Here is a 21,456-nt window from a genome sequence, read left to right as displayed (position 1 = left end):
GTCCTACCAGTCCCGGCCGGCGATCTCGCGGATGCCGGGCAGCGCGGCCTCGAAGACGGTCCGGAACCACACCGAGAACGGCCGCTCGTCCTGGAGCTCGCGCAGCTCCTGCGCGGACACGAAGGCGAAGTCGTCCACCTCGTCCGGGTCGGGCACGACGTCGGCGGTGACCAGGCCGACGAACAGGTGGTTCCACTCCCGCTCGATCAGGCCGGAGGCCTCGTCCGGCAGGTCGTACCGGACGGTGCCGGCCTCGCAGAGGAGCGCGGGGGCGACGCCCAGCTCCTCGGCGGTGCGCCGGGCCGCGGCGACGAACGGCGGCTCGTCGGGGTACGGGTGGCCGCAGCAGGTGTTCGACCAGACGCCGGGGGAGTGGTACTTGCCGAGGGCCCGGCGCTGGAGCAGGAGCCGTCCCTGGCGGTCGAAGAGGAACACCGAGAACGCCCGGTGCAGCCGGCCCGGCTGCTGGTGGGCCCAGTGCTTCTCGGCGGTGCCGATCGTGACGCCCTCGTCGTCGACGAGCTCCAGCAGGATCTCGGTGCCGGCGGGCGCTCCGGCCGCGGCTCGGGGGTCGGCCGTCACGTCGGTCTCCACGTCGAGACCGGTGTCGATCTCCGAGGTGAAGTGCGTCGGGCTGGTCGGCGGACTCTGGGGCATGAGGCCTCTTTCGGGGGCAATGGGAGCACCGGTGGCGTCGTGCCCCAGTCTGCCGTACGGGTGGCGGTCCGCAGGCGTCCCACACACAACAGGGCGGATCATGACCGTTCCCGCACCATTCCCGGTATCGGAATGGGCGACGGATTAGTAGAGGCGTTCGGAACGCGTTCGGCGCCCGTTCGATTCCGACGGCGTGCGGACGGTGAACGGACACCTCGACGGCACCCCTCCTTCACCACCGCCGGACCCGGTGTCCGCCCGGGCCACCGGCCGCGTTCGGGCTGGTCGCCACGGTCGCCTACCATCACTGATGACACGGTGCCCGCATCCTCGCCGGCATCGGCGCGCCACCCCGACGGCCTGCGGCGGCGCACGGTCCGGCGGCTTGCGGCAGCGCACAGCCCGCCGGGCGGCTGCGGCGTTCGGCCCGACGGATCAGCACAGCACGACGGATCAGGAGACCCCGCATGATCGGCCTCGTTCTGGCAGCCGGCGCCGGCCGCCGGCTGCGCCCGTACACCGACACCCTGCCGAAGGCGCTGGTGCCGGTCGACGGGGAGCGGACCGTCCTGGACCTCACCCTCGGCAACTTCGCCGAGGTCGGCCTGCGCGAGGCGGCGATCGTCGTCGGCTACCGCAAGGAGGCGGTCCAGGACCGCAAGGCGGCCCTGGAGCAGAAGTACGGCGTGAAGCTCACCCTGGTCGAGAACGACAAGGCCGAGGAGTGGAACAACGCCTACTCCCTCTGGTGCGCGCGCGAGCTCTTCGGCGAGGGCCTGCTGCTGGCCAACGGGGACACCGTGCACCCGGCCTCCGTCCAGCGGACCATGCTGGAGGGCAACCGGCGCCTCACCGAGGAGGGCCGCGCCCCCGGCATCCTGCTCGCCCTCGACACGGTGAAGAAGCTCGCCGACGAGGAGATGAAGGTCGTCGTCGACCCGGCCACCGGCATGCGGCGCATCACCAAGCTGATGGAGCCGGCCGAGGCGACCGGCGAGTACATCGGCCTCACCGTGATCAACCCGTCGGCCGCCGCCGACCTCACCGACGCGCTGCGCGCCACCTACGAGCGCGACCCGCAGCTGTACTACGAGGACGGCTACCAGGAGATGGTCGACCGCGGCCTGCGGATCGACGTGCAGCCGATCGGCGAGGTCTCCTGGGTCGAGGTCGACAACCACGACGACCTGGCCAAGGCGCGGGAGATCGCGTGCCAGTACTGACGCGGCTGGTGCCGTCGCCGGTCTTCGTGGAGATCCGCTCGGGGGCGCTCGACGCCCTCGGGGGGATCCTCGCCGACCAGCGGCTCTCCACCTCGGGCCGGATCGCGGTGGCGATCAGCAACGGCTCCGGGGCGGTGCTGCGCGAGCGGCTGGAGCCGGCCCTGCCGGGCGCCGACTGGTACAACGTCGACGACGGCAGCCTCGACAGCGCGGTGCGCCTGGCGGACGCGATGCGCGGCGGCCACTACGACGCGATCGTCGGCCTCGGCGGTGGCAAGATCATCGATGCCGCCAAGTACGCCGCCGCGCGGGTCGGCCTGCCGGTGGTCGCGGTGGCCACCAACCTCGCGCACGACGGCATCTGCTCTCCCGTCTCCACCCTCGACAACGACGCCGGCCGGGGGTCCTACGGCGTGCCCGGCCCGATCGGCATCGTGGTCGACCTCGACGTGATCCGGCAGGCCCCGCCGCGCTTCGTGGCGGCCGGCATCGGCGACGTCATCTCCAACATCTCCGCCTGCGCGGACTGGGAGCTGTCCCAGGCCGAGACCGGCGAGCCGGTGGACGGACTGGCCGTGGCGATGGCCCGTTCGGCGGGGGAGAACCTGCTGCGGCACCCAGGAAACCTTCAGGATCAGGACCTCCTGACAGCGCTCGCGGAAGCCCTGGTACTGTCCGGCATCGCGATGAACATCGCCGGCAGCACCCGGCCCTCGTCGGGGGCCTGCCACGAGATCTCGCATGCCCTGGACGTGCTGTATCCCAAGCGATCCGCCCAGCACGGCGAACAGGTCGGCCTCGGGGCCGCCTTCGCCAGCTTCCTGCGGGGCGAGCGCGAGCTGACCGGTCTGATCGTGGAGCGCCTGTCGCGCCACGGCCTGCCGGTGACCGCAGCTCAGATCGGCTTCACCGAGGCGGAGTTCACCGAGGCGGTGCACTACGCTCCGAACACCCGCCCGGGCCGCTTCACCATTCTTGAGCACCTCGACCTCTCCCCCTCAGCGATCAGGGACGCGTACGCCGACTATGTCCAAGCCGTCAACAGCTGACCCCGCCACGAAGGGCTCGCCCCCGGCCCCGGTGGATCTGACCCGCCGCCCCTCCGTCGAGGAACTGCGCGCGGTGATCCACCCGGAGGGCATGCTCCAGCGCCGCAGCGCGGAGCACTGGGCGGGCCGCCTCTACATGCGGCGGATCTCGCTGCGGATCACCCGCGTGCTCTCCACCGTGACGGCGATCACGCCCAACGGTCTGACCTACCTGATGATGCTGACCGGCATCCTGGCCGGTGCCGCGCTGATCGTCCCGGGCCTCACCGGCGCGGTCCTCGGCGCCCTGCTCATCCAGGTCTACCTGCTGCTGGACTGCGTGGACGGCGAGGTCGCCCGCTGGCGCCGGCAGACCTCGCTCACCGGCGTCTACCTGGACCGGGTCGGCCACTACATGTCCGAGGCGGCCCTCCTGACCGGTCTCGGCCTGCGCGGCTGCGACCTCTTCCACCGGAGCGGCACCGCCTCGCACTGGGAGTGGGCCTTCCTCGGCACGCTCGCCGCGCTCGGCGCCATCCTGATCAAGTCCGAGACGGACCTGGTGGACGTGGCCCGGGCCCGCAGCGGTCTCACGGCGGTCGAGGACAGCGCCTCGGTGCCGCGTTCCTCCGGCGTCGCCAGGGCCCGCCGGGCGGCCTCCTTCCTCAAGTTCCACCGGCTGGTGGGCGCGGTCGAGGCCTCCCTGCTCATCCTCGCCGCGGGCGTCGCGGACGCCGTGCACGGCGGGCTGCTCTTCACCCGGCTCGCGGTGGTCGTGCTGGCCGCGATCGCGATGCTGCAGACCGTGCTGCACCTGCTGAGCATCGTCCTCTCCAGCAGGCTCCGGTGAGCGCCGTGACGGAGCACCTCCCGGCCGCCGCCGACACCTTCCGGCTCGGCGCGGTCATCATCACCATGGGCAACCGCCCGGCCGAGCTGAACGCGCTGATCGAGTCGGTCCGCGCCCAGGAGGGCCCGACCGTCGAACTGGCCGTGGTCGCCAACGGCGCCCCGCTGCCGCCGCTGCCGCCGGGCGTGCGCAGCGTCGAGCTGCCGGAGAACCTCGGCATCCCGGGCGGCCGCAACGTCGGCATCGAGCTGTTCGGCAAGGACGGCCGGGAGGTCGACGCCGTCCTCTTCCTGGACGACGACGGCCGGCTCCCGGGCACCGACTCGGCCCGGCTGCTGCGCGAGGCCTTCAGCGCCGATCCGGAGCTGGGGATCGTCAGCTTCCGGATCGCCGACCCGGACACCGGCGTCACCCAGCGCCGGCACGTCCCCCGGCTGCGCGCCAGCGACCCGCTGCGCTCCTCCCGGGTGACCACCTTCCTGGGCGGTGCGAGCGCCGTGCGCTGCACGGTGTTCGAACAGGCCGGCCAGCTGCCCGCCGAGTTCTTCTACGCGCACGAGGAGACCGACCTCGCCTGGCGCGCGCTGGACGCCGGCTGGGCCATCGACTACCGGGCGGACGTGGTGCTCCACCACCCGACCACCTCGCCCGCCCGGCACGCCACGTACTTCCACAACGTGGCCCGCAACAGGGTGTGGCTCGCGAGACGGAACCTTCCGGCCCTGTTCGTGCCTCTCTATCTGGGAACCTGGTTCCTGCTGACCCTGGCCCGCCGCCCCTCCCCGGAGGCGCTGAAGGCCTGGTGGGGCGGGTTCCGGGCGGGCTGGCGCGAACCCTGCGGTACGCGGCGGCCCATGCGATGGCGTACCGTTTGGCGACTGACCAGGCTGGGCCGACCGCCGGTCATCTGATCGTACGGTCGGGCGGCCCCACGATGATTTGAACCGGACGGTTCAGTCGTCGTACGGTCGTCCGATCGCAGCGGCCGGTGACCACGCACCGGCCGGACTCCCCCGTGATCCGAGTGGATCCCCCTCGGCGAAAGGCCGGCGGACCCCCGTCGACCGGCCTCCCCGACGATCCCGCGCGAAGGACGAATGTGTCGACAGTGAGTGAACCCGTCAGCCTCTCAGCCCCGAGGGGGGCGGACGCGGGCCTGACCCCCAAGCAGCTTGCGGACAAGTACGGTCTCGCGGTCAGCGGCAGACGACCCGGCCTCGTCGCCTACACCAAGCAGCTGTGGGCCCGCCGGCACTTCATCTGGGCCTTCGCCACCGCCCGCCTGGTGGCCCAGTACACCGACGCCAAGCTCGGCCAGCTCTGGCAGGTCGTGACCCCGCTGCTGAACTGCGCCGTGTTCTACCTGGTCTTCGGTGTGATCCTGCGCAACAAGGACGGGTTCCCGGAGGGCACGTACACCGCGTGGCTCTGCATCGGTGTCTTCGTCTTCCAGTTCACCCAGAACGCGGTGCAGTCCGGCACCCGGGCGATCTCCGACAACCTCGGCCTGATCCGCGCCCTGCACTTCCCGCGTGCCTCGCTGCCGATCGCCTTCACGGTGATCCAGCTCCAGCAGCTGATGATCTCGATGGTGGTGCTGGTCGGCGTGGTGCTGGCCAGCGGCATCGAGCCCGGCCGGACCTGGCTCGCGGTGGCCCCGGCGCTCCTCCTGCAGTCGATGTTCAACACCGGGGTGGCCCTGGTGATGGCGCGGATCGGTTCCAAGACCAGTGACATCTCCCAGCTGATCCCGTTCGCGATGCGCGCCTGGATGTTCCTCTCCGGCGTGATGTTCAGCATCCAGGACAAGATCAACGGCTGGCCGGAGTTCTGGCAGAAGGTGATGCAGCTCAACCCGGCCTCGGTCTACATGGACCTGATCCGGCACGCGTTCGCGCCGGTCATCTACAACAAGCACGTCCCCCAGCACCAGGTGTTCCCGCCGCACCAGTGGACGTACGGCATCGCCTGGGCGGTCGGGATGTTCGTGATCGGATACGTCTTCTTCTGGAAGGCCGAGGAGGAGTACGGCCGTGGCTGACACCGACCTGCGAAAGGGCCTGACCGTGCAGGACAGCGACGTCGCACGCGAGCCCACCGTCGTCGTCGACGACGTGCACATCGTCTACCGGGTGCACGGCGCCGGCTCCGGCAAGGGCAGCGCCACCTCCGCGATCAGCCGGATCATCAGCCGCAAGCGCTCCGCGGGCGTGCGCGAGGTGCACGCGGTGCGCGGGATCAGCTTCACCGCGTACAAAGGCGAGGCGATCGGCCTGATCGGCTCCAACGGCTCCGGCAAGTCGACCATGCTGGCCGCCATCGCGGGCCTGCTGCCGACCGAGAAGGGCGGCATCTACACCAACGGCCAGCCCTCGCTGCTGGGCGTCAACGCGGCGCTGATGAACGAGCTCACCGGCGAGCGCAACGTCGTCCTCGGCTGCCTGGCGATGGGGATGACCCCGGCCCAGGTGCGGGAGCGCTACCAGGACATCGTCGAGTTCTCGGGCATCAACGACAAGGGCGACTTCATCTCCCTGCCGATGCGCACCTACTCCTCCGGCATGGGCGCCCGCCTGCGGTTCTCCATCGCCGCGGCGAAGACCCACGACGTGCTGCTGATCGACGAGGCGCTGGCCACCGGCGACCAGGCGTTCCAGCAGCGCAGCAAGAAGCGGATCGACGAGCTGCGCGGCTCGGCCGGTACGGTCTTCCTGGTCAGCCACGACAACAGCTCGATCCGCGAGGTCTGCGAGCGGACCATCTGGATCGAGGCCGGCGAGCTGGTGATGGACGGCCCGACCGAGGAGGTCGTGAGCCGCTACGAGCGCGGCGACCGGCCGTAGGACCGCAAGGGCCCCGCACGGAGGGCCGGTGACCGGGGCAGCCCGGCCGCCGGCCCTCCGTCGTTCCCCGGCCCGCCCGACCCCGGGTGGAACCCCGCCGTCCCCCGGGTGGCCCGCCGCTGCCCGGGTGAGCGCCCCGCGCGCCGGGTGGGGCGCCCTTTTCCGGCGCGGGCGGTGGTGTCAGGCTGTAAGGCGCGGGGGTGGTGTGTCGCAGGTGACCCCCGATATCGGACGCGTGTCCGACTCGGGCCGGTCGTACCGAGCGGTGTAGAACGGGGGAGTGACAGCAGTGTCGGCTTCGGCCCAGCCCAGTAGTGAGTCCCGGCCCGGCGACGGGACGGCGGACGGTCCAGCGGGAGTGACCCTGGACAAGGCGAGCGCGGAGAACTTCCCGGTCGCCCCGTTCTTCCTGCCCGCCGCCTGGCGCGACGACCTGATGGCCGTCTACGGCTTCGCCCGGCTCGTGGACGACGCCGGCGACGGCGACCTCGCCGACCCGGCCGGCGCCGCCCGGCTGCTCGGGGTGGCCGGGCGGCCCCCCGCCGTCACCCCTTCGGCCCAGCCCGCCCCGCCGGGTCCGGACGAGGTCGCCTTCCGGCTCGCACTGCTCGACGGGCTGGAGCGGGACCTCGACCGGGTCTTCGAGACCGCCCTGCGCCCCGCGGCCGCCGAGGCGCCCCGCCACCCGCTGATGCGCGCGCTCGTCCCGCTGGTGGACCGGCACGCGCTGACCCCGGAGCCGTTCCGCCGTCTGATCGAGGCCAACCGGGTGGACCAGACCACCGCCCGCTACGCCACCTACCGGGACCTGGTCGGCTACTGCACGCTCTCCGCCGACCCGGTGGGCCGGCTGGTGCTGGCCATCGCGGGCGTCTCCACGCCCGAGCGGATCGAGCTCTCCGACGCCGTCTGCAGCGGCCTCCAGGTGGTCGAGCACCTCCAGGACGTCGCCGAGGACCTCGCCCGCGGCCGGATCTACCTCCCGGCCGAGGACCTGGCCCGCTTCGGCGTCACCGAGGCCGACCTCGCCGCCCCGTCCGCCGGCGACGCGGTGCGTGAGCTGGTCGCCTTCGAGGTCGGACGGGCCCGCACCCTGCTGGACCGCGGCGCGCCGTTGGTAGGTACGGTTCGGGGGAGGCTTCGACTGCTCCTGGCGGGATTCACCGCCGGCGGGTACGCGGCCCTGGCCGCCATCGAGGGCGCCGGGTACGACGTGCTCGCCCAGCAGACGAAGCCCGACAAGCGCCGCCTCGCAGCGAAGGCGGCGGCCATCTTCGCGAAGGGAAGGTGAACGCCCGAGTGGCGGCATCACCACTGGCGTCGGCGCAGGTCATGGCGGCGTACCGGTACTGCGAGGCAGTCACCGGACTGCAGGCCCGCAACTTCAGCTACGGCATCCGCCTGCTGCCGGAGCCGAAGCGGCTGGCCATGTCGGCCCTGTACGCCCTGGCGCGGCGGGTCGACGACATCGGCGACGGCGAGCTCCCCGCGGACCGCAAGGCCGAGGCACTGCTGCGCACGCGCGAGCTGCTGGACGAGATCCGCGCGGGGTCGGTGTCGGAGGACGACACCGACCCGATCAAGGTCGCCCTGGCGGACACCGCCCGGCGCTTCCCGATCCCGCTCGGCGGCTTCGACGAGCTGATCGACGGCGTCGAGATGGACCTCAAGGGCGCCGAGTACCAGACGTACGAGGAGCTCAAGGTCTACTGCCGCTGCGTCGCCGGCGCGATCGGCCGGATCTCGCTCGGCGTGTACGGCTGCGACGACCCCGAGCGCGGGGCCCGGTACGCCGACACGCTGGGCCTGGCGCTCCAGCTCACCAACATCCTGCGCGACCTGCGCGAGGACGCCCTCAACGGCCGCACCTACCTGCCCGCCGAGGACCTCGTCCGGTTCGGCTGCGAGCGGGGCTTCGCGCTGCCCAGGCCGCCGGCCGGCGCCGACTTCACCGGTCTGGTCGCCTTCGAGGCGGCCCGGGCCCAGGCCGCCTTCGAGGAGGGCCTGCGGCTGCTGCCGATGCTCGACCGCCGCAGCCGCGCCTGCACCGCGGCGATGGCCGGGATCTACCACCGGCTGCTCGGCCGGATCGCCGCCGACCCGGAGTCGGTGCTGCGCGGCCGGGTCTCGCTGCCGGGCTGGGAGAAGGCGTACGTGGCGCTTTCCGGGCTCGCCGGGGGGCGTTCTTGATTCTCGCCGCACTTCTGTCACGCTGTGTCAGCGGGGAATCACTTATGGGTAGAGCCGTGTTGACCACCGTGTTGGGCACGACCGTGTTGACCACGAGCGCCCCGGACCGGACCGGGTCGGGCGCCGGATGCGAGGGGGAGGGCCGATGACCGGGCGAGCCGATGCCGCGCGCCCGGCCGCCGTCGTGGTCGGCGGCGGCCTGGCGGGCATCACCACCGCGCTCCGGCTGGCCGAGGCCGACCACCGGGTCACCCTCGTCGAGGGCCGTCCCCGGCTGGGCGGCTTGGCCTTCTCGTTCCAGCGCGGCGAGCTGACCGTCGACAACGGCCAGCACGTCTACCTGCGCTGCTGCACCGCCTACCGGGGCCTGCTGGACCGGCTCGGCGCGAGCCGGCTGGTCCACCTCCAGGACCGGCTGGACGTCCCGGTGCTCGGGGTGTCCGGGCCCGCGGCGGCGCCGGTGCGCACGCTCGGCCGGCTCCGCCGGGCGGGCCTGCCCGTCCCGCTGCACCTGGCCGCCAGCCTGGCCACCTACCCGCACCTGGCTCCCGCCGACCGGGCCCGGGTGGTCCGCGGCGCGATCGCGCTCCAGGGCCTCGACCTCGCCGATCCGGCGCTGGACGCGGTCTCGTTCGGTGACTGGCTGCGCCGCAACGGGCAGAACGAGCGCACCATCGCCGCGCTCTGGGACCTGGTCGGCGTGGCCACCCTGAACGCCCGGGCCGACCAGGTGTCGCTGGCGCTGGCCGCGATGGTCTTCAAGACCGGCCTGCTCTCCGATCCGGGCGCCTCCGACATCGGCACGGCAGCCGTCCCGCTCGGCGTGATCCACCACGACCGGGCGCTCGCCGAGCTGGAGCGCGCCGGCGTGAAGGTACTGCTGCGAGCCCGGGCGACCGAGCTCAAGCCGTCCGCCCCGCAGCACGCCGTCCGGCTGGAGAGCGGCGAGCTGCTCATGGCCGACACGGTGGTGCTGGCCGGCACCCAGGACACCGCCGCCGCCCTGCTGCCGCCCGACGCCGTCGACGCCCAGCAGCGGCTGGCCGGCTTCGGCACCGCGCCGATCCTCAACGTGCACGTGGTCTACGACCGCAAGGTGCTGCGGCGCCCGTTCTTCGCCGCGCTCGGCTCGCCGGTGCAGTGGGTCTTCGACCGCACCGCGCACTCCGGGCTGGCCGCCACCGAGCTGGGCCGGGCCCACCCCGGGGCCCAGTACCTGGCGCTCTCCCAGTCCGCCGTCCAGGACGAGATCGACCTGCCGGTGGCCGAGCTGCGCCGCCGCTACCTGCCCGAGCTGGCCCGGCTGCTCCCCGCCGCCGGCGGGGCCGAGGTGCTGGACTTCTTCGTCACCCGCGAGCGCACCGCCACCTTCGACCCGGCCCCGGGCACGGCCGCCGTCCGCCCGACGGCCCGCACGCACGTCCCCGGCCTGCTGCTGGCCGGCGCGTGGACGGCCACCGGGTGGCCCGCGACCATGGAGGGCGCCGTCCGCAGCGGCCACGCCGCGGCCGACGCGGCGCTCGCCGGCGCCGGCACCCGGCTCCCGGTGGACCGCGGCGACGGGAGGTGGCCCCGGTGACCCAGGGCCCCGCCGCCGGTCCCGGCGACCCCGCGAGATCCGGCCGCCCCACCGCCGGCCGCACCGGTCTCATCGACATCGCAAGCGCCCGGCCGTCCCGCGCGGCCCGGCACCACCAGGGAGAGGGAACGCACGTGGAGTCACGCACCGGCACTGCCGTCGGAGGCACGGCGCACGCCGAACCGGTCTCGGTGCCGGAGCTGCTCGCCCGCAGCCGCACGCTCTGCACCCCGCCGTTGCGGGCCGCCGTCGCCCGTTTGGCCGCACCGATGGACACCGTCGGGGCCTACCACTTCGGCTGGATCGACCGGGACGGCACGCCGGCCGCGGGGGACGGCGGCAAGGCCGTGCGCCCCGCTCTGGCGCTGCTCTCGGCCCAGGCCGTCGGCGCCCCGGCGGAGGCCGGTGTGCCCGGTGGGGTGGCCGTTGAACTGGTGCACAACTTCTCCCTGCTCCATGATGATCTGATGGACGGTGACGAGACCAGACGGCACCGGGCCACCGCCTGGACGGTCTTCGGACCGGCCCAGGCGATCCTGGTGGGCGACGCCCTGGCGACGCTCGGTACCGAGGTGCTGCTCGACGCGGCCACCGCCGGTGGCACGAGCCCCACCGACGCCGCGCGCGCCGTCCGGCTCCTCACCACCGCCACCCGTCGGCTCATCGACGGCCAGGCCATGGACGTCGCCTTCGAACAGCGGGACAGCGTCACCGTCGCCGAGTGCCTGGAGATGGAGGGCGGCAAGACCGCCGCCCTGCTCGCCGCCGCCTCCGCGATCGGCGCCGTCCTGGCCGGCGCCGACGACCGGGTCTCGGACGCCCTCCAGCGCTACGGCCACCACCTCGGACTGGCCTTCCAGGCGGTGGACGACCTGCTCGGCATCTGGGGCGCCACCGAGGTCACCGGCAAGCCGCACTGGGGGGACCTCCGCCAGCGCAAGAAGTCCCTGCCGGTGGCCGCGGCCCTCGCCGAGGGCGGCCCGGCCTCGCGCCGGCTCGCCGAACAGCTGGCCGACCCCTCCGGGCGCGGCGAGGAGAGCGAGCCCGAGCTCGCCGCCCGCGCCGCGCTGATCGAGGAGGCCGGCGGCCGCGCCTGGACCCAGGAGGAGGCCCGCCGCCAGCACACGACTGCCCTCGCCGCTCTGGACGAGGTGCCCATGCCCGATGTGGTGCGCGAGCACTTCGTCGCACTCGCCGAATTCGTGGTGGTACGAGAGAGGTGACGTTACGTTGACAGCAACCGCGGACGGCCGGCTCGACCCTGAGTACGATTCCGAGCCGGTCGCGGTGGGCGACCGCCCCCCGGCGCTGCTGAGCGCCGGGCGGTCGGTCGACCGGCCCGACCAGGAGCAGGACGGTCCGCTCTCGGCCGAGGAGGCACTGGCGCGCGCCACCACCCACCTGCTCTCGCTGCAGAGCTCCGAGGGCTGGTGGAAGGGCGACCTGGAGACCAACGTCACCATGGACGCCGAGGACTTACTGCTCCGGCAGTTCCTCGGGATCCGGACGGAGGAGCAGACCAAGGCCACCGCCGAGTGGATCCGCTCCCAGCAACGGGAGGACGGCACCTGGTCCACCTTCCACGGGGGACCGGCGGAGCTCTCCACCACGGTCGAGGCCTACGTCGCCCTCAAGCTCGCCGGTGACGATCCCGACGCCCCGCACATGCTCGCCGCCGCCCGCTACGTCCGGTCCGCCGGCGGCATCGCGGCCGCCCGGGTCTTCACCCGGATCTGGCTGGCCCTCTTCGGCTGGTGGCCCTGGGCGCGGCTGCCCGAGATGCCACCGGAGATCATCTTCCTGCCCAAGTGGCTCCCGCTGAACATCTACGCCTTCGGATGCTGGGCCCGGCAGACCATCGTGCCGCTCACCATCGTCTCGGCGCACCGCCCGGTGCGCCCCGCGCCGTTCCCGCTGACCGAGTTGCACACCGACCCGGAGCACCCCTTCCCCGAGCGCCCGCTCGCCCCCGCCACCACCTGGGACGGCGTCTTCGAACGCCTGGACAAGGTGCTGCACGCCTACCACCGCCGGGCGCTGCGCCCCCTGCGCCGGCTCGCCCTCTCGCAGGCCTGCCGCTGGATCGTCGAGCGGCAGGAGGCGGACGGCTGCTGGGGCGGCATCCAGCCGCCCGCCGTCTACTCGCTGATCGCCCTGCACCTGGAGGGCTACGAACTCGACCATCCGGTGATGCAGGCCGGGCTCTCCTCCTTCGACCGCTTCACCGTGCACACCGAGGACGGCCGGCGCTGGCTGGAGGCCTGCCAGTCCCCGGTCTGGGACACCTGCCTGGCCACCATCGCGCTGGCCGACGCCGGGCTGCCGGCCGATCACCCCGCGCTGGTCTCGGCCGTCGACTGGATGCTCGCCGAGGAGATCACCCGGCGCGGCGACTGGTCCGTCCAGCGGCCCTCGCTCGCCCCCGGCGGCTGGGCGTTCGAATTCGAGAACGACACCTACCCCGACATCGACGACACCGCCGAGGTGGTGCTCGCCCTGCGCCGGGTGGCCCACCCCGATCCCGCCAAGGTGACCGGCGCGGTCGACCGCGGGGTCGGCTGGAACCTCGGCATGCAGTCCAAGAACGGCGCCTGGGGCGCCTTCGACGTCGACAACACCAGCACCCTGCCCAACAAGCTGCCGTTCTGCGACTTCGGCGAGGTGGTCGACCCGCCGTCCGCCGACGTCACCGCCCACGTGGTGGAGATGCTCGCCGAGGTCGGCAAGGGCAAGGACCCCCGCACCCGCCGGGGCGTGGAGTGGCTGCTGCGCAACCAGGAGGCCGACGGCTCCTGGTTCGGCCGCTGGGGCACCAACTACATCTACGGCACCGGCTCGGTGCTGCCCGCCCTGGTCGCGGCCGGCGTCCCGGACGAGCACCCGGCGATCCGCCGCGCCGTCCGCTGGCTGGAGGACCGGCAGAACACCGACGGCGGCTGGGGCGAGGACATGCGCTCCTACGAGGACCCGGCCCGCTGGGCCGGGCGCGGCGACTCCACCGCCTCGCAGACCGCGTGGGCGCTGATGGCGCTGCTCGCGGCCGGCGAGGGCCCGGACGGCCGGGCCAACCCGGCGGTCGTGCGCGGGGTCGACTGGCTGGCCCGCACCCAGCTGCCCGAGGGCACCTGGGACGAGCCGCAGTTCACCGGGACGGGCTTCCCGTGGGACTTCTCCATCAACTACCACCTCTACCGGCTGGTCTTCCCGGTCACCGCGCTCGGCCGGTACCTGCACGGCACTCCCGCCACCGGCCGGGACAGCGTCCCCGGTGCCAAGGGCGCCCCGGCCGGCGGCAGCCCGGTGATCGGGGCGGCCCGGTGAAGCCCGCTCCGCTGCTGGTGCTCTGCGCACTCGGCCCCGAGGTCTGGGCCCTGCGCGGAGGGGACTGGCGCGGCGCCGCCGGCGGGCCGCCGGTACTGGTCCGCACCGGTGTCGGTCGCCGCCGGGCCGCCCACACGGTCAGACGGCTGCTCACCTCGGCCCCCGGCGGCTACGGCGCCGTCGTGGTGGCCGGATTCGGCGCGGCCGTCGCGCCGGGAATAACACCCGGTGACGTGATCGTTGCGGACGGCGTGCGCGATGCCGAGGGGAACCTCTTCGCGGTCGACTCCGGGCCCGAGCTCAGCCGGGCGCTGAAGACGCGTGGGCTGACGGCCCACACCGGCGTGCACCACACCGCCGACCACGTGGTGCGCGGTCTGGAGCGGCGCGCCCTGCACCTGCAGGGCGCACTCGCCGTCGACATGGAGGCCGCGGCGGTCCTCGCCGCCCTCCAGGAGATCCGCCCGGCCCTGCCCGCCGCCGTCCTGCGGGTGGTGGTCGACACCCCCGAGCGCGAGCTGCTGCGCCCGGGCACCCTGCCGGCCGGCGTCCGCGCCTGGCGGACGCTGCGGGCCACCGTGCCCGCGCTGGTCGACTGGCACGAGCAGAACCGGCCGCGGCAGGCAGGCCCGCGGTCCGCAAGCCTCAACCACCCCACACCCTCGACGCTCCCTCAGGAGGCGAGCTAGCCATGGCCATGCCGTTGCGCCAAACCGTGCGGGTCGGCACCTACCTCATGCAGCAGAAGCTCAAGCGGCGGGACAAGTTCCCACTGATCGTCGAGCTGGAGCCGCTCTTCGCCTGCAACCTCGCCTGTGAGGGGTGCGGCAAGATCCAGCACCCGGCGGGTGTGCTGAAGCAGCGGATGCCGGTCGCCCAGGCGGTCGGCGCGGTGCTGGAGTCGGGCGCCCCGATGGTCTCGATCGCCGGCGGCGAGCCGCTGATGCACCCGCAGATCGACGAGATCGTCCGCCAGCTGGTGGCGCGCCGCAAGTACGTCTTCCTCTGCACCAACGCGCTGCTGCTGCGCAAGAAGCTGGACAAGTTCACCCCCTCGCCGTACTTCACCTTCACCGTGCACATCGACGGGCTGCGCGAGCGGCACGACGCCTCGGTGGCCAAGGAGGGGACCTTCGACGAGGCGGTGGAGGCGATCAAGGAGGCCAAGCGGCGCGGCTTCCGGGTCACCACCAACAGCACCTTCTTCAACACCGACACCCCGCAGACCATCATCGACGTGCTGGACTACCTCAACGACGACCTCAAGGTCGACGAGATGATGATCTCCCCGGCGTTCGCCTACGAGAAGGCGCCCGACCAGGAGCACTTCCTCGGCGTGGAGCAGACCAGGGAGCTCTTCCGCAAGACCTTCTCCGGCGGCAACCGGCGCCGCTGGCGGCTCAACCACAGCCCGCTCTTCCTGGACTTCCTGGAGGGCAAGGTCGACTTCGAGTGCACCGCCTGGGGCATCCCCAACTACTCGCTCTTCGGCTGGCAACGCCCCTGCTACCTGATGGCCGACGGGTACGTGCCCACCTACCGCGAACTGATCGAGAAGACCGACTGGTCGAAGTACGGCCGCGGCAAGGACGCGCGCTGCGCCAACTGCATGGCGCACTGCGGCTACGAGCCGACCGCCGTCCTCGCCACCATGGGCTCGCTCAAGGAGTCGCTGCGCGCGCTCACGGAGACCGTCGGCGCCAACCGCGGTCGCTGACCGCGCCCCGCCCGGCACGGGGTCGCCCCCGTGCCGGGCGGTCCTGCCACAGGGGGGCACCACAGCACTGCTCCGAGTCGTGAGGTGAACACATGCCACTGCTCTCCGGCGTCACGTCCCCGGCCGACCTCAGAAAGATCCCGGCCGCCGACCTCCCACTCCTCGCCGACGAGATCCGCGCCTTCCTGATCGATGCCGTCACCCGGACCGGAGGCCACCTCGGCCCGAACCTCGGGGTCGTGGAGCTGACCATCGCGCTGCACCGGGTGTTCGACTCGCCCTACGACCGGATCGTCTGGGACACCGGCCATCAGAGCTATGTCCACAAACTGCTCACCGGGCGGCAGGACTTCTCGAAACTGCGTTCCAGGGGCGGCCTGTCCGGCTATCCCTCGCGCGCGGAGTCCGAGCACGACCTGGTCGAGAACTCGCACGCCTCCACCGCCCTCTCCTACGCCGACGGCCTCGCCAAGGCCGCCCAGCTGCTCGGCCAGCACGACCGGCAGACCGTCGCGGTGATCGGTGACGGCGCGCTCACCGGCGGGCTCGCCTGGGAGGCGCTCAACAACATCGCCGAGGCGCGGGACCGCCCGCTGGTGATCGTCGTCAACGACAACGAGCGCTCCTACGCCAGGACCATCGGCGGCCTCGCCCACCACCTCGCCACGCTGCGCACCACGCAGGGGTACGAGCGCTTCCTCGCCCTCGGCAAGGAGGCGCTGCAGCGCACCCCGCTGGTCGGGCAGCCGATCTTCGACGCGCTGCACGGCGCCAAGAAGGGGTTCAAGGACGCCTTCGCCCCGCAGGGCATGTTCGAGGACCTCGGGCTCAAGTACCTCGGCCCGATCGACGGCCACGACCTGGGCGCCGTCGAGCAGGCGCTGCGGCAGGCTCGCGGCTTCGGCGGCCCGGTCATCGTCCACTGCCTGACCGTGAAGGGCCGCGGCTACGGTCCGGCCGAGCAGGACGAGGCGGACCGCTTCCACGCCGTCAACCCGATCGACCCGTACACCTGCCTGCCCATCGCGCCCAGTGCCGGGGTCTCCTGGACGTCGGTGTTCGGCGAGGAGATGCTCGCGCTCGGCGCCGAGCGGCCGGACGTGGTCGCGATCACCGCCGCGATGCTCCAGCCGGTCGGGCTGGCGAAGTTCGCCAAGGCCCACCCGGAGCGGACCTTCGACGTGGGGATCGCCGAGCAGCACGCCGTGACCAGTGCGGCGGGGCTGGCCACCGGCGGGCTGCACCCGGTGGTCGCGGTCTACGCGACCTTCCTCAACCGGGCCTTCGACCAGGTCCTGATGGACGTCGCCCTGCACCGGCTGGGCGTGACCTTCGTCCTCGACCGCTCCGGGGTGACCGGGCCGGACGGCGCCTCGCACAACGGCATGTGGGACATGTCGATCCTCCAGGTCGTCCCCGGCCTGCGGCTGGCGGCCCCGCGCGACGCCGACCAGCTGCGGGCCCAGCTGCGCGAGGCGGTGGAGGTGACGGACGCGCCGACGGTGGTCCGGTTCCCCAAGGGGAACATCGGGCCGGCCGTCCCGGCCGTGGAGCGGATCGGCGGCGTCGACGTGCTGCTGCGGACCGGCGAGCTGCCGGAGATCCTGCTGGTCGCGGTGGGCACCATGGCGGGCGCCGGGCTGGACGCGGCGCGTCTGCTGCTGGCCGAGGGGTTCACCGCGACGGTCGTCGACCCGCGCTGGGTCAAGCCGGTCGACCCGGCCCTGCCCGCGCTGGCCGCCGCGCACCGGCTGGTCGTCACGGTCGAGGACAACGGCCGGACCGGCGGCGTCGGCGCGGCGGTCGCCCAGGCGCTGCGGGACGCCGACGTGGACGTCCCGGTGCGGGTGCTCGGCCTGCCGCAGGAGTTCCTCGGCCACGCCGCCCGGGGCGAGATCCTGGAGGAGACCGGGCTGACCGGCACCGGGGTCGCCGCGCAGACCGCGGCTTTCGCCAAGAACCTGCTACCGACCCGAGGAGCGAACCAGCGCCATGCAGGCTGACCCCGGCAACGAACCCCGCTTCGACCTCGCCGCCCTGCTCGCCGAGCGCGGGGGCGAACGGTACGAGCTGCACAGCCGCCACCTGAATCCGCAGCTGCCGCGGATGCTGCACACCATCGGCTTCGACAAGTACTACGAGCGCGCCGAGGGCCCGTACTTCTACGACGCCGAGGGCAACGAGTACCTCGACATGCTCGCCGGGTTCGGCATCTTCGCGCTCGGCCGGCACCACCCGGTGGTGCGCGGGGCCGTCCAGCAGGTGATGGACCTCGACCTGCCGGACCTGGTCCGGTTCGACTGTTCGCCGCTGCCCGGCCTGCTCGCGGAGCGGCTGCTCTCGTACGCGCCGGGGCTGGACCGGGTCTTCTTCGGCAACAGCGGCACCGAGGCGGTCGAGACGGCGCTGAAGTTCGCCCGCTATGCCACCAGGCGCCGGCGCGTGCTCTACGCCGACCACGCCTTCCACGGGCTGACCACCGGTTCGCTCTCGGTCAACGGCGAGAGCGGGTTCCGCAAGGGCTTCGATCCGCTGCTGCCGGACACCGCGATCCCGCTCGGCGACCTCGGGGCACTGGCCAAGGAGCTGAAGAAGGGCGACGTCGCGGCCCTGATCGTGGAGCCGATCCAGGGCAAGGGCGTGCTGGCCCCGCCGCCCGGCTGGCTGCGGGCGGCGCAGGAACTGCTGCACGAGCACAAGGCGCTGCTGATCTGCGACGAGGTGCAGACCGGCATCGGCCGGACCGGGGAGTTCTTCGCCTACCAGCACGAGGAGGGCGTGCTGCCCGACCTGGTCTGCGCGGCCAAGGCGCTCTCCGGCGGCTACGTCCCGGTCGGGGCGACGCTCGGCAAGGGCTGGATCTTCGAGAAGGTCTACTCCTCGATGGACCGGGTGCTGGTGCACTCGGCCAGCTTCGGCTCCAACGCGCAGGCGATGGCGGCGGGCCTGGCGACCCTGGAGGTGATGCGGGACGAGAAGGTGGTGGAGAACGCCCGCGCCGTCGGGGACCGGTTCCGGGAGCGGCTGGCGGCGCTGGTCGAGCGGTACGAGCTGCTGGCCGAGGTCCGCGGCCGGGGCCTGATGATCGGCATCGAGTTCGGCCGGCCGAAGTCGCTGAAGCTGCGGACCGGGTGGACGGCGCTGCAGGCGGCCCGCAAGGGCCTGTTCGCCCAGATGGTGGTCGTCCCGCTGCTGCAGCGGCACCGGATCCTCACCCAGGTCTCCGGCGACCACCTGGAGGTGATCAAGCTGATCCCGCCGCTGATCATCACCGACCGGGACGTGGACCGGTTCATCGACGCCTTCACCGACGTGATGGACGACGCGCACCGCGGCAGCGGCCTGATGTGGGACTTCGGGCGGACGCTGGTGAAGCAGGCGGTCGGCAACCGCTGAGCGGGCCGGGCCGCGGCGGAGTGGGAAGTCGGCCGGTCCGACTTCCCACTCCGTGGGAGACACCGCGTCAGAGCTCGGTCCGGCGGCGCCGGATGACGATGACGAGATCGACCACGGCGAACAGGGTGAGGAGCCCGCAGGCCACCGCGAATCCGGTGAGCGTGCCCCGGCCGGGCGCGCCGTACGCCGGGGCGTTGGCGGCCCATATCGCGAAAGCCACCGTCGCGACGGCGAACAGCGGGGTGAAGGTCAGGGAGAGCAGATAGCGCAGTTTGAGGTCGCTCCGGGCGGTACTGGGTTCGGTGCCGCTGCGCCAGCGCCGCGGCGTCGTGGCTCGCATACCCGCGCACCTCCCGTCGGACGGGATCCGGTCTACGATTCCAGCGTACGTCCGGGTACGAGTGGGGGAGGGGCGATGCCGGAAGCGGACGCGGAGGGCTACGCGGGCCTGCGGGTCGAGCGGGCGCGGGAGCTGGCCCACCGGGACGGCTGGACCTCGGTGCGGGTCCTCCAGCCGGGGGCGATGATGACCATGGACCACCGCGAGGGGCGGCTCAACCTCGCGGTGCGCGACGGGGTCGTGGAACGCAGCTGGGAGGGGTGAGCGCCGGCCCCCGGCGCCGGGCGGTCCGCTGTTCGAGGGCGGTCACCAGGGGCTCCAGCAGGGGCAGCGAGAGCAGCACCAGCAGGCCCGCGGCCCAGCCGGCCAGGACGTCGGTGACCCAGTGGGTGCCCAGGTAGATCGTGGTGAGCCCGACCGAGGTGGCGGTGGCGCCGGCGAGCACCGCGCCGCCGCGCCGCCACCGGACCGCCAGGTAGGCCAGGACGCCCCAGGTGACCACCGCGTTGGCGGTGTGCCCGGAGGGGAATATGGTGCCGCCGGAGAAGAGTTCGGGCGAGCCGACGTAGTGCGCGTAGTGGGGGCCCAGCCGGCCGGTGACGATCTTCACCGCGCCCACCGTGACGTTGAGCAGCAGCAGGGCCGCCCCCATCACCAGCAGCGGGCGCAGGCGCCGCAGCCGGAGGGCGCGCCAGCCGAGCCAGGCGAAGGCCGCGACGGCGGACGGGCCGCGCTGCCCGGCCACCACCCAGTTGTCGAGCAGCGGCTGCGGCCCGGGCCACCGCTCGTAGGGGCGGGCGAGGCGCACCGCCCAGTCGAGGTCGACCAGCGGGGTGTCGAGGAGGACGCCCGCCACCACCATCAGGTAGCCGAGCGCGGTGAGGGCCAGCAGCCCCGCGCGCCGTCGGCCGAGCGGGGGCCAGCCGGGTTCTCCGGAGGTGCGGCGGGAGCGCTTGCGGCGGGTGGTCGGGTTCTCCTGCAATTCACTCGGCGCTCGCACGCCGGTGACCCTACCCAGTGGACCGGCGTGACTCCCGGTGGAATTCGGAATTCTTCGGAGCGGCGTTTGAATGACCGGATCGCCATCGCTCCGGTCCGATTTCCCGATATTCCCCTGTCGAATGTGCGAGCGAACACCGATCGCCCATTCCCAAGGGCGGGCAAAACACACGGAGTGGGAGACCGGCCACGCCGGTTCCCACTCCGTGGTAACCCTGTGTAGGTTCGATGGCTCAGTCGAGGGGACCGCCGGCCACGTAGATGACCTGGCCGGAGACGAATCCGGCGCCCTCGCTCGCCAGGAACGAGATGGTGTGCGCGACGTCCTCGGGCACACCGACCCGCTGGACCGGGATCTGCGAAGCGGCTGCCTTCTTGAACTCCTCGAACTCCATCCCGACCCGGGCGGCGGTGGCCGCCGTCATGTCCGTGGCGATGAATCCGGGGGCGACCGCGTTGGCGGTGACGCCGAAGCGGCCGAGTTCGATGGCGAGGGTCTTGGTGAAGCCCTGCAGACCGGCCTTGGCGGCGGAGTAGTTGGCCTGGCCGCGGTTGCCCTGGGCCGAGGAGGAGGACAGGTTGATCACGCGGCCGAAGCCGGCGTCCACCATGTGCTTCTGCACCGCGCGGGTCATCAGGAAGGCGCCGCGGAGGTGAACGTTCATGACCGTGTCCCAGTCGGACTCGGACATCTTGAAGATCAGGTTGTCGCGCAGCACGCCCGCGTTGTTCACGAGGACGACCGGCGGGCCGAGTTCGGCGGCGATCCGGTCCACGGCGGCCTGCACCTGTCCGGCGTCCGAGACGTCCGCTCCGACGGCGATCGCCCGGCCGCCGGCGGCGGTGATCCGGTCGACGGCGTCCTGGCCGGCCGCCTCCTCCAGGTCCAGCACGGCGACGGCGTAGCCGTCGGCCGCCAGCCGCTCGGCGGTGGCGGCGCCCAGGCCGCGTGCGGCGCCGGTGACGACGGCGACCCTGGGGGCGGTGCTCTGCTCGGTCATGCTCGCTCTCGTCTCTCTCGGATCTCGCCGGGAGGCTCCCGCGGAGTCGCCCGGCGGGGGGTGGACCGCTGAGTGGGCCACACCCTACCGGCGAGTAAGGTGCGCGGCCAGGGTGGAAGGCGCAGGTGACCGAGGGTAAGGACCGGCCGGTCGGCTTTCTCCTGCGAACGGGTTACCCACGGGTCGGCACGGCGCGTAAATATGCCAATGTTGCCGAACCTGCGTCTACTATCCGCCCCCGCCTGCCAGCAAGGGCCAGCCGTTTGTATAGTGTCCGCCAGCAGCCACCGGCTGCACGGCTGGAGCGCCCTC

20 protein-coding genes are annotated in these 21,456 nt (G+C 72.8%); 16 read left to right on the top strand and 4 right to left on the bottom strand.

Annotated features, from left to right (window positions below; genetic code table 11):
• Positions 1–3 precede the first annotated feature (3 nt).
• Positions 4–657, bottom strand: coding sequence for an isopentenyl-diphosphate Delta-isomerase (idi, locus tag ACZ4UX_RS31145; protein ID WP_329490717.1), 654 nt, complete (start codon positions 655–657; stop codon positions 4–6).
• 467 nt (positions 658–1,124) lie between these two features.
• On the opposite strand from idi, the gene ACZ4UX_RS31140 reads away from it, so the two are divergent.
• From ACZ4UX_RS31140 to ACZ4UX_RS31070, 15 genes are all read left to right on the top strand, one after another.
• Positions 1,125–1,880 (top strand): phosphocholine cytidylyltransferase family protein, encoded by a 756-nt coding sequence (locus ACZ4UX_RS31140; RefSeq protein WP_329490718.1) that lies wholly within the window; start codon positions 1,125–1,127, stop codon positions 1,878–1,880.
• Positions 1,868–2,929 carry an iron-containing alcohol dehydrogenase family protein gene (locus ACZ4UX_RS31135; protein ID WP_352292456.1) on the top strand — a complete coding sequence of 354 codons (1,062 nt, stop codon included), beginning with the start codon at positions 1,868–1,870 and terminating at the stop codon, positions 2,927–2,929. The genes ACZ4UX_RS31140 and ACZ4UX_RS31135 overlap by 13 nt, the downstream gene beginning before the upstream one ends.
• A gap of 91 nt (positions 2,930–3,020) precedes the next feature.
• Positions 3,021–3,758 carry a CDP-alcohol phosphatidyltransferase family protein gene (locus ACZ4UX_RS31130; RefSeq protein WP_329492346.1) on the top strand — a complete coding sequence of 246 codons (738 nt, stop codon included), beginning with the start codon at positions 3,021–3,023 and terminating at the stop codon, positions 3,756–3,758.
• A 65-nt stretch (positions 3,759–3,823) separates the two neighbouring features.
• Positions 3,824–4,669 (top strand): glycosyltransferase family 2 protein, encoded by an 846-nt coding sequence (locus ACZ4UX_RS31125; RefSeq protein WP_329492347.1) that lies wholly within the window; start codon positions 3,824–3,826, stop codon positions 4,667–4,669.
• 188 nt (positions 4,670–4,857) lie between these two features.
• Entirely contained in the window at positions 4,858–5,799 is a 942-nt protein-coding gene (locus ACZ4UX_RS31120) for an ABC transporter permease (RefSeq protein ID WP_465709055.1), read from the top strand.
• A complete protein-coding gene (locus ACZ4UX_RS31115; RefSeq protein ID WP_329490721.1) occupies positions 5,792–6,601 on the top strand; it encodes an ABC transporter ATP-binding protein in 810 nt (269 codons plus the stop codon). The genes ACZ4UX_RS31120 and ACZ4UX_RS31115 overlap by 8 nt, the downstream gene beginning before the upstream one ends.
• Before the next feature lie 358 nt (positions 6,602–6,959).
• Positions 6,960–7,892 (top strand): squalene synthase HpnC, encoded by a 933-nt coding sequence (hpnC, locus tag ACZ4UX_RS31110; RefSeq protein WP_465709054.1) that lies wholly within the window; start codon positions 6,960–6,962, stop codon positions 7,890–7,892.
• Positions 7,893–7,933: 41 nt separating this feature from the next.
• The gene (gene hpnD / locus ACZ4UX_RS31105) at positions 7,934–8,791 is read left to right on the top strand and encodes a presqualene diphosphate synthase HpnD (protein WP_329492348.1); all 858 of its coding nucleotides are present in this window, start codon (positions 7,934–7,936) and stop codon (positions 8,789–8,791) included.
• 145 nt (positions 8,792–8,936) lie between these two features.
• Positions 8,937–10,370: a hydroxysqualene dehydroxylase HpnE gene (hpnE, locus tag ACZ4UX_RS31100; RefSeq protein ID WP_465709053.1), complete on the top strand. Its 1,434-nt coding sequence runs from the start codon at positions 8,937–8,939 to the stop codon at positions 10,368–10,370.
• A 134-nt stretch (positions 10,371–10,504) separates the two neighbouring features.
• Complete coding sequence (locus ACZ4UX_RS31095; protein WP_465709052.1) at positions 10,505–11,593, top strand: polyprenyl synthetase family protein; 1,089 nt, start codon at positions 10,505–10,507, stop codon at positions 11,591–11,593.
• A gap of 7 nt (positions 11,594–11,600) precedes the next feature.
• Positions 11,601–13,691 carry a squalene--hopene cyclase gene (shc, locus tag ACZ4UX_RS31090; RefSeq protein ID WP_465709051.1) on the top strand — a complete coding sequence of 697 codons (2,091 nt, stop codon included), beginning with the start codon at positions 11,601–11,603 and terminating at the stop codon, positions 13,689–13,691.
• A complete protein-coding gene (locus ACZ4UX_RS31085) occupies positions 13,688–14,380 on the top strand; it encodes a 5'-methylthioadenosine/S-adenosylhomocysteine nucleosidase family protein (protein WP_465709050.1) in 693 nt (230 codons plus the stop codon). Before shc ends, ACZ4UX_RS31085 begins: the two co-directional genes overlap by 4 nt.
• Positions 14,381–14,382: 2 nt before the next feature.
• Positions 14,383–15,408 (top strand): adenosyl-hopene transferase HpnH, encoded by a 1,026-nt coding sequence (gene hpnH / locus ACZ4UX_RS31080; RefSeq protein ID WP_465709049.1) that lies wholly within the window; start codon positions 14,383–14,385, stop codon positions 15,406–15,408.
• Positions 15,409–15,500: 92 nt separating this feature from the next.
• Positions 15,501–17,411, top strand: coding sequence for a 1-deoxy-D-xylulose-5-phosphate synthase (dxs, locus tag ACZ4UX_RS31075; RefSeq protein ID WP_465604591.1), 1,911 nt, complete (start codon positions 15,501–15,503; stop codon positions 17,409–17,411).
• Positions 17,401–18,804, top strand: a complete 1,404-nt coding sequence (locus ACZ4UX_RS31070; protein WP_465709048.1) for an aspartate aminotransferase family protein — start codon at positions 17,401–17,403, stop codon at positions 18,802–18,804. Before dxs ends, ACZ4UX_RS31070 begins: the two co-directional genes overlap by 11 nt.
• A gap of 67 nt (positions 18,805–18,871) precedes the next feature.
• Here ACZ4UX_RS31070 and ACZ4UX_RS31065 read toward each other — a convergent pair whose 3' ends face one another.
• Positions 18,872–19,144: a DUF6343 family protein gene (locus tag ACZ4UX_RS31065; protein WP_329490728.1), complete on the bottom strand. Its 273-nt coding sequence runs from the start codon at positions 19,142–19,144 to the stop codon at positions 18,872–18,874.
• A 75-nt stretch (positions 19,145–19,219) separates the two neighbouring features.
• Between ACZ4UX_RS31065 and ACZ4UX_RS31060 the strand changes: the two genes are divergently transcribed.
• A complete protein-coding gene (locus ACZ4UX_RS31060; protein WP_329490729.1) occupies positions 19,220–19,408 on the top strand; it encodes an I78 family peptidase inhibitor in 189 nt (62 codons plus the stop codon).
• Here the strand turns inward: ACZ4UX_RS31060 and ACZ4UX_RS31055 are convergent.
• Complete coding sequence (locus ACZ4UX_RS31055) at positions 19,359–20,144, bottom strand: phosphatase PAP2 family protein (protein WP_465709047.1); 786 nt, start codon at positions 20,142–20,144, stop codon at positions 19,359–19,361. The genes ACZ4UX_RS31060 and ACZ4UX_RS31055 overlap by 50 nt on opposite strands.
• 232 nt (positions 20,145–20,376) lie before the next feature.
• Positions 20,377–21,144: a 3-oxoacyl-ACP reductase FabG gene (fabG, locus tag ACZ4UX_RS31050; RefSeq protein WP_329490731.1), complete on the bottom strand. Its 768-nt coding sequence runs from the start codon at positions 21,142–21,144 to the stop codon at positions 20,377–20,379.
• Between the last annotated feature and the right edge of the window lie 312 nt (positions 21,145–21,456).

Source organism: Kitasatospora sp. NPDC028961 (assembly GCF_055564815.1).
This window is presented reverse-complemented; position numbering and strand designations above follow the sequence as displayed.

Coding starts and splice junctions, on each gene's coding strand:
- ACZ4UX_RS31070 (WP_465709048.1), top strand. CDS start 17,401: ATGCAGGCTGACCCCGGCAACGAACCCCGCTTCGACCTCGCCGCCCTG.
- fabG (WP_329490731.1), bottom strand. CDS start 21,144: ATGACCGAGCAGAGCACCGCCCCCAGGGTCGCCGTCGTCACCGGCGCC.
- ACZ4UX_RS31140 (WP_329490718.1), top strand. CDS start 1,125: ATGATCGGCCTCGTTCTGGCAGCCGGCGCCGGCCGCCGGCTGCGCCCG.
- hpnD (WP_329492348.1), top strand. CDS start 7,934: ATGGCGGCGTACCGGTACTGCGAGGCAGTCACCGGACTGCAGGCCCGC.
- dxs (WP_465604591.1), top strand. CDS start 15,501: ATGCCACTGCTCTCCGGCGTCACGTCCCCGGCCGACCTCAGAAAGATC.
- ACZ4UX_RS31060 (WP_329490729.1), top strand. CDS start 19,220: ATGCCGGAAGCGGACGCGGAGGGCTACGCGGGCCTGCGGGTCGAGCGG.
- ACZ4UX_RS31130 (WP_329492346.1), top strand. CDS start 3,021: ATGCTCCAGCGCCGCAGCGCGGAGCACTGGGCGGGCCGCCTCTACATG.
- idi (WP_329490717.1), bottom strand. CDS start 657: ATGCCCCAGAGTCCGCCGACCAGCCCGACGCACTTCACCTCGGAGATC.
- hpnH (WP_465709049.1), top strand. CDS start 14,383: ATGGCCATGCCGTTGCGCCAAACCGTGCGGGTCGGCACCTACCTCATG.
- ACZ4UX_RS31125 (WP_329492347.1), top strand. CDS start 3,824: ATGGGCAACCGCCCGGCCGAGCTGAACGCGCTGATCGAGTCGGTCCGC.
- ACZ4UX_RS31065 (WP_329490728.1), bottom strand. CDS start 19,144: ATGCGAGCCACGACGCCGCGGCGCTGGCGCAGCGGCACCGAACCCAGT.
- hpnE (WP_465709053.1), top strand. CDS start 8,937: ATGACCGGGCGAGCCGATGCCGCGCGCCCGGCCGCCGTCGTGGTCGGC.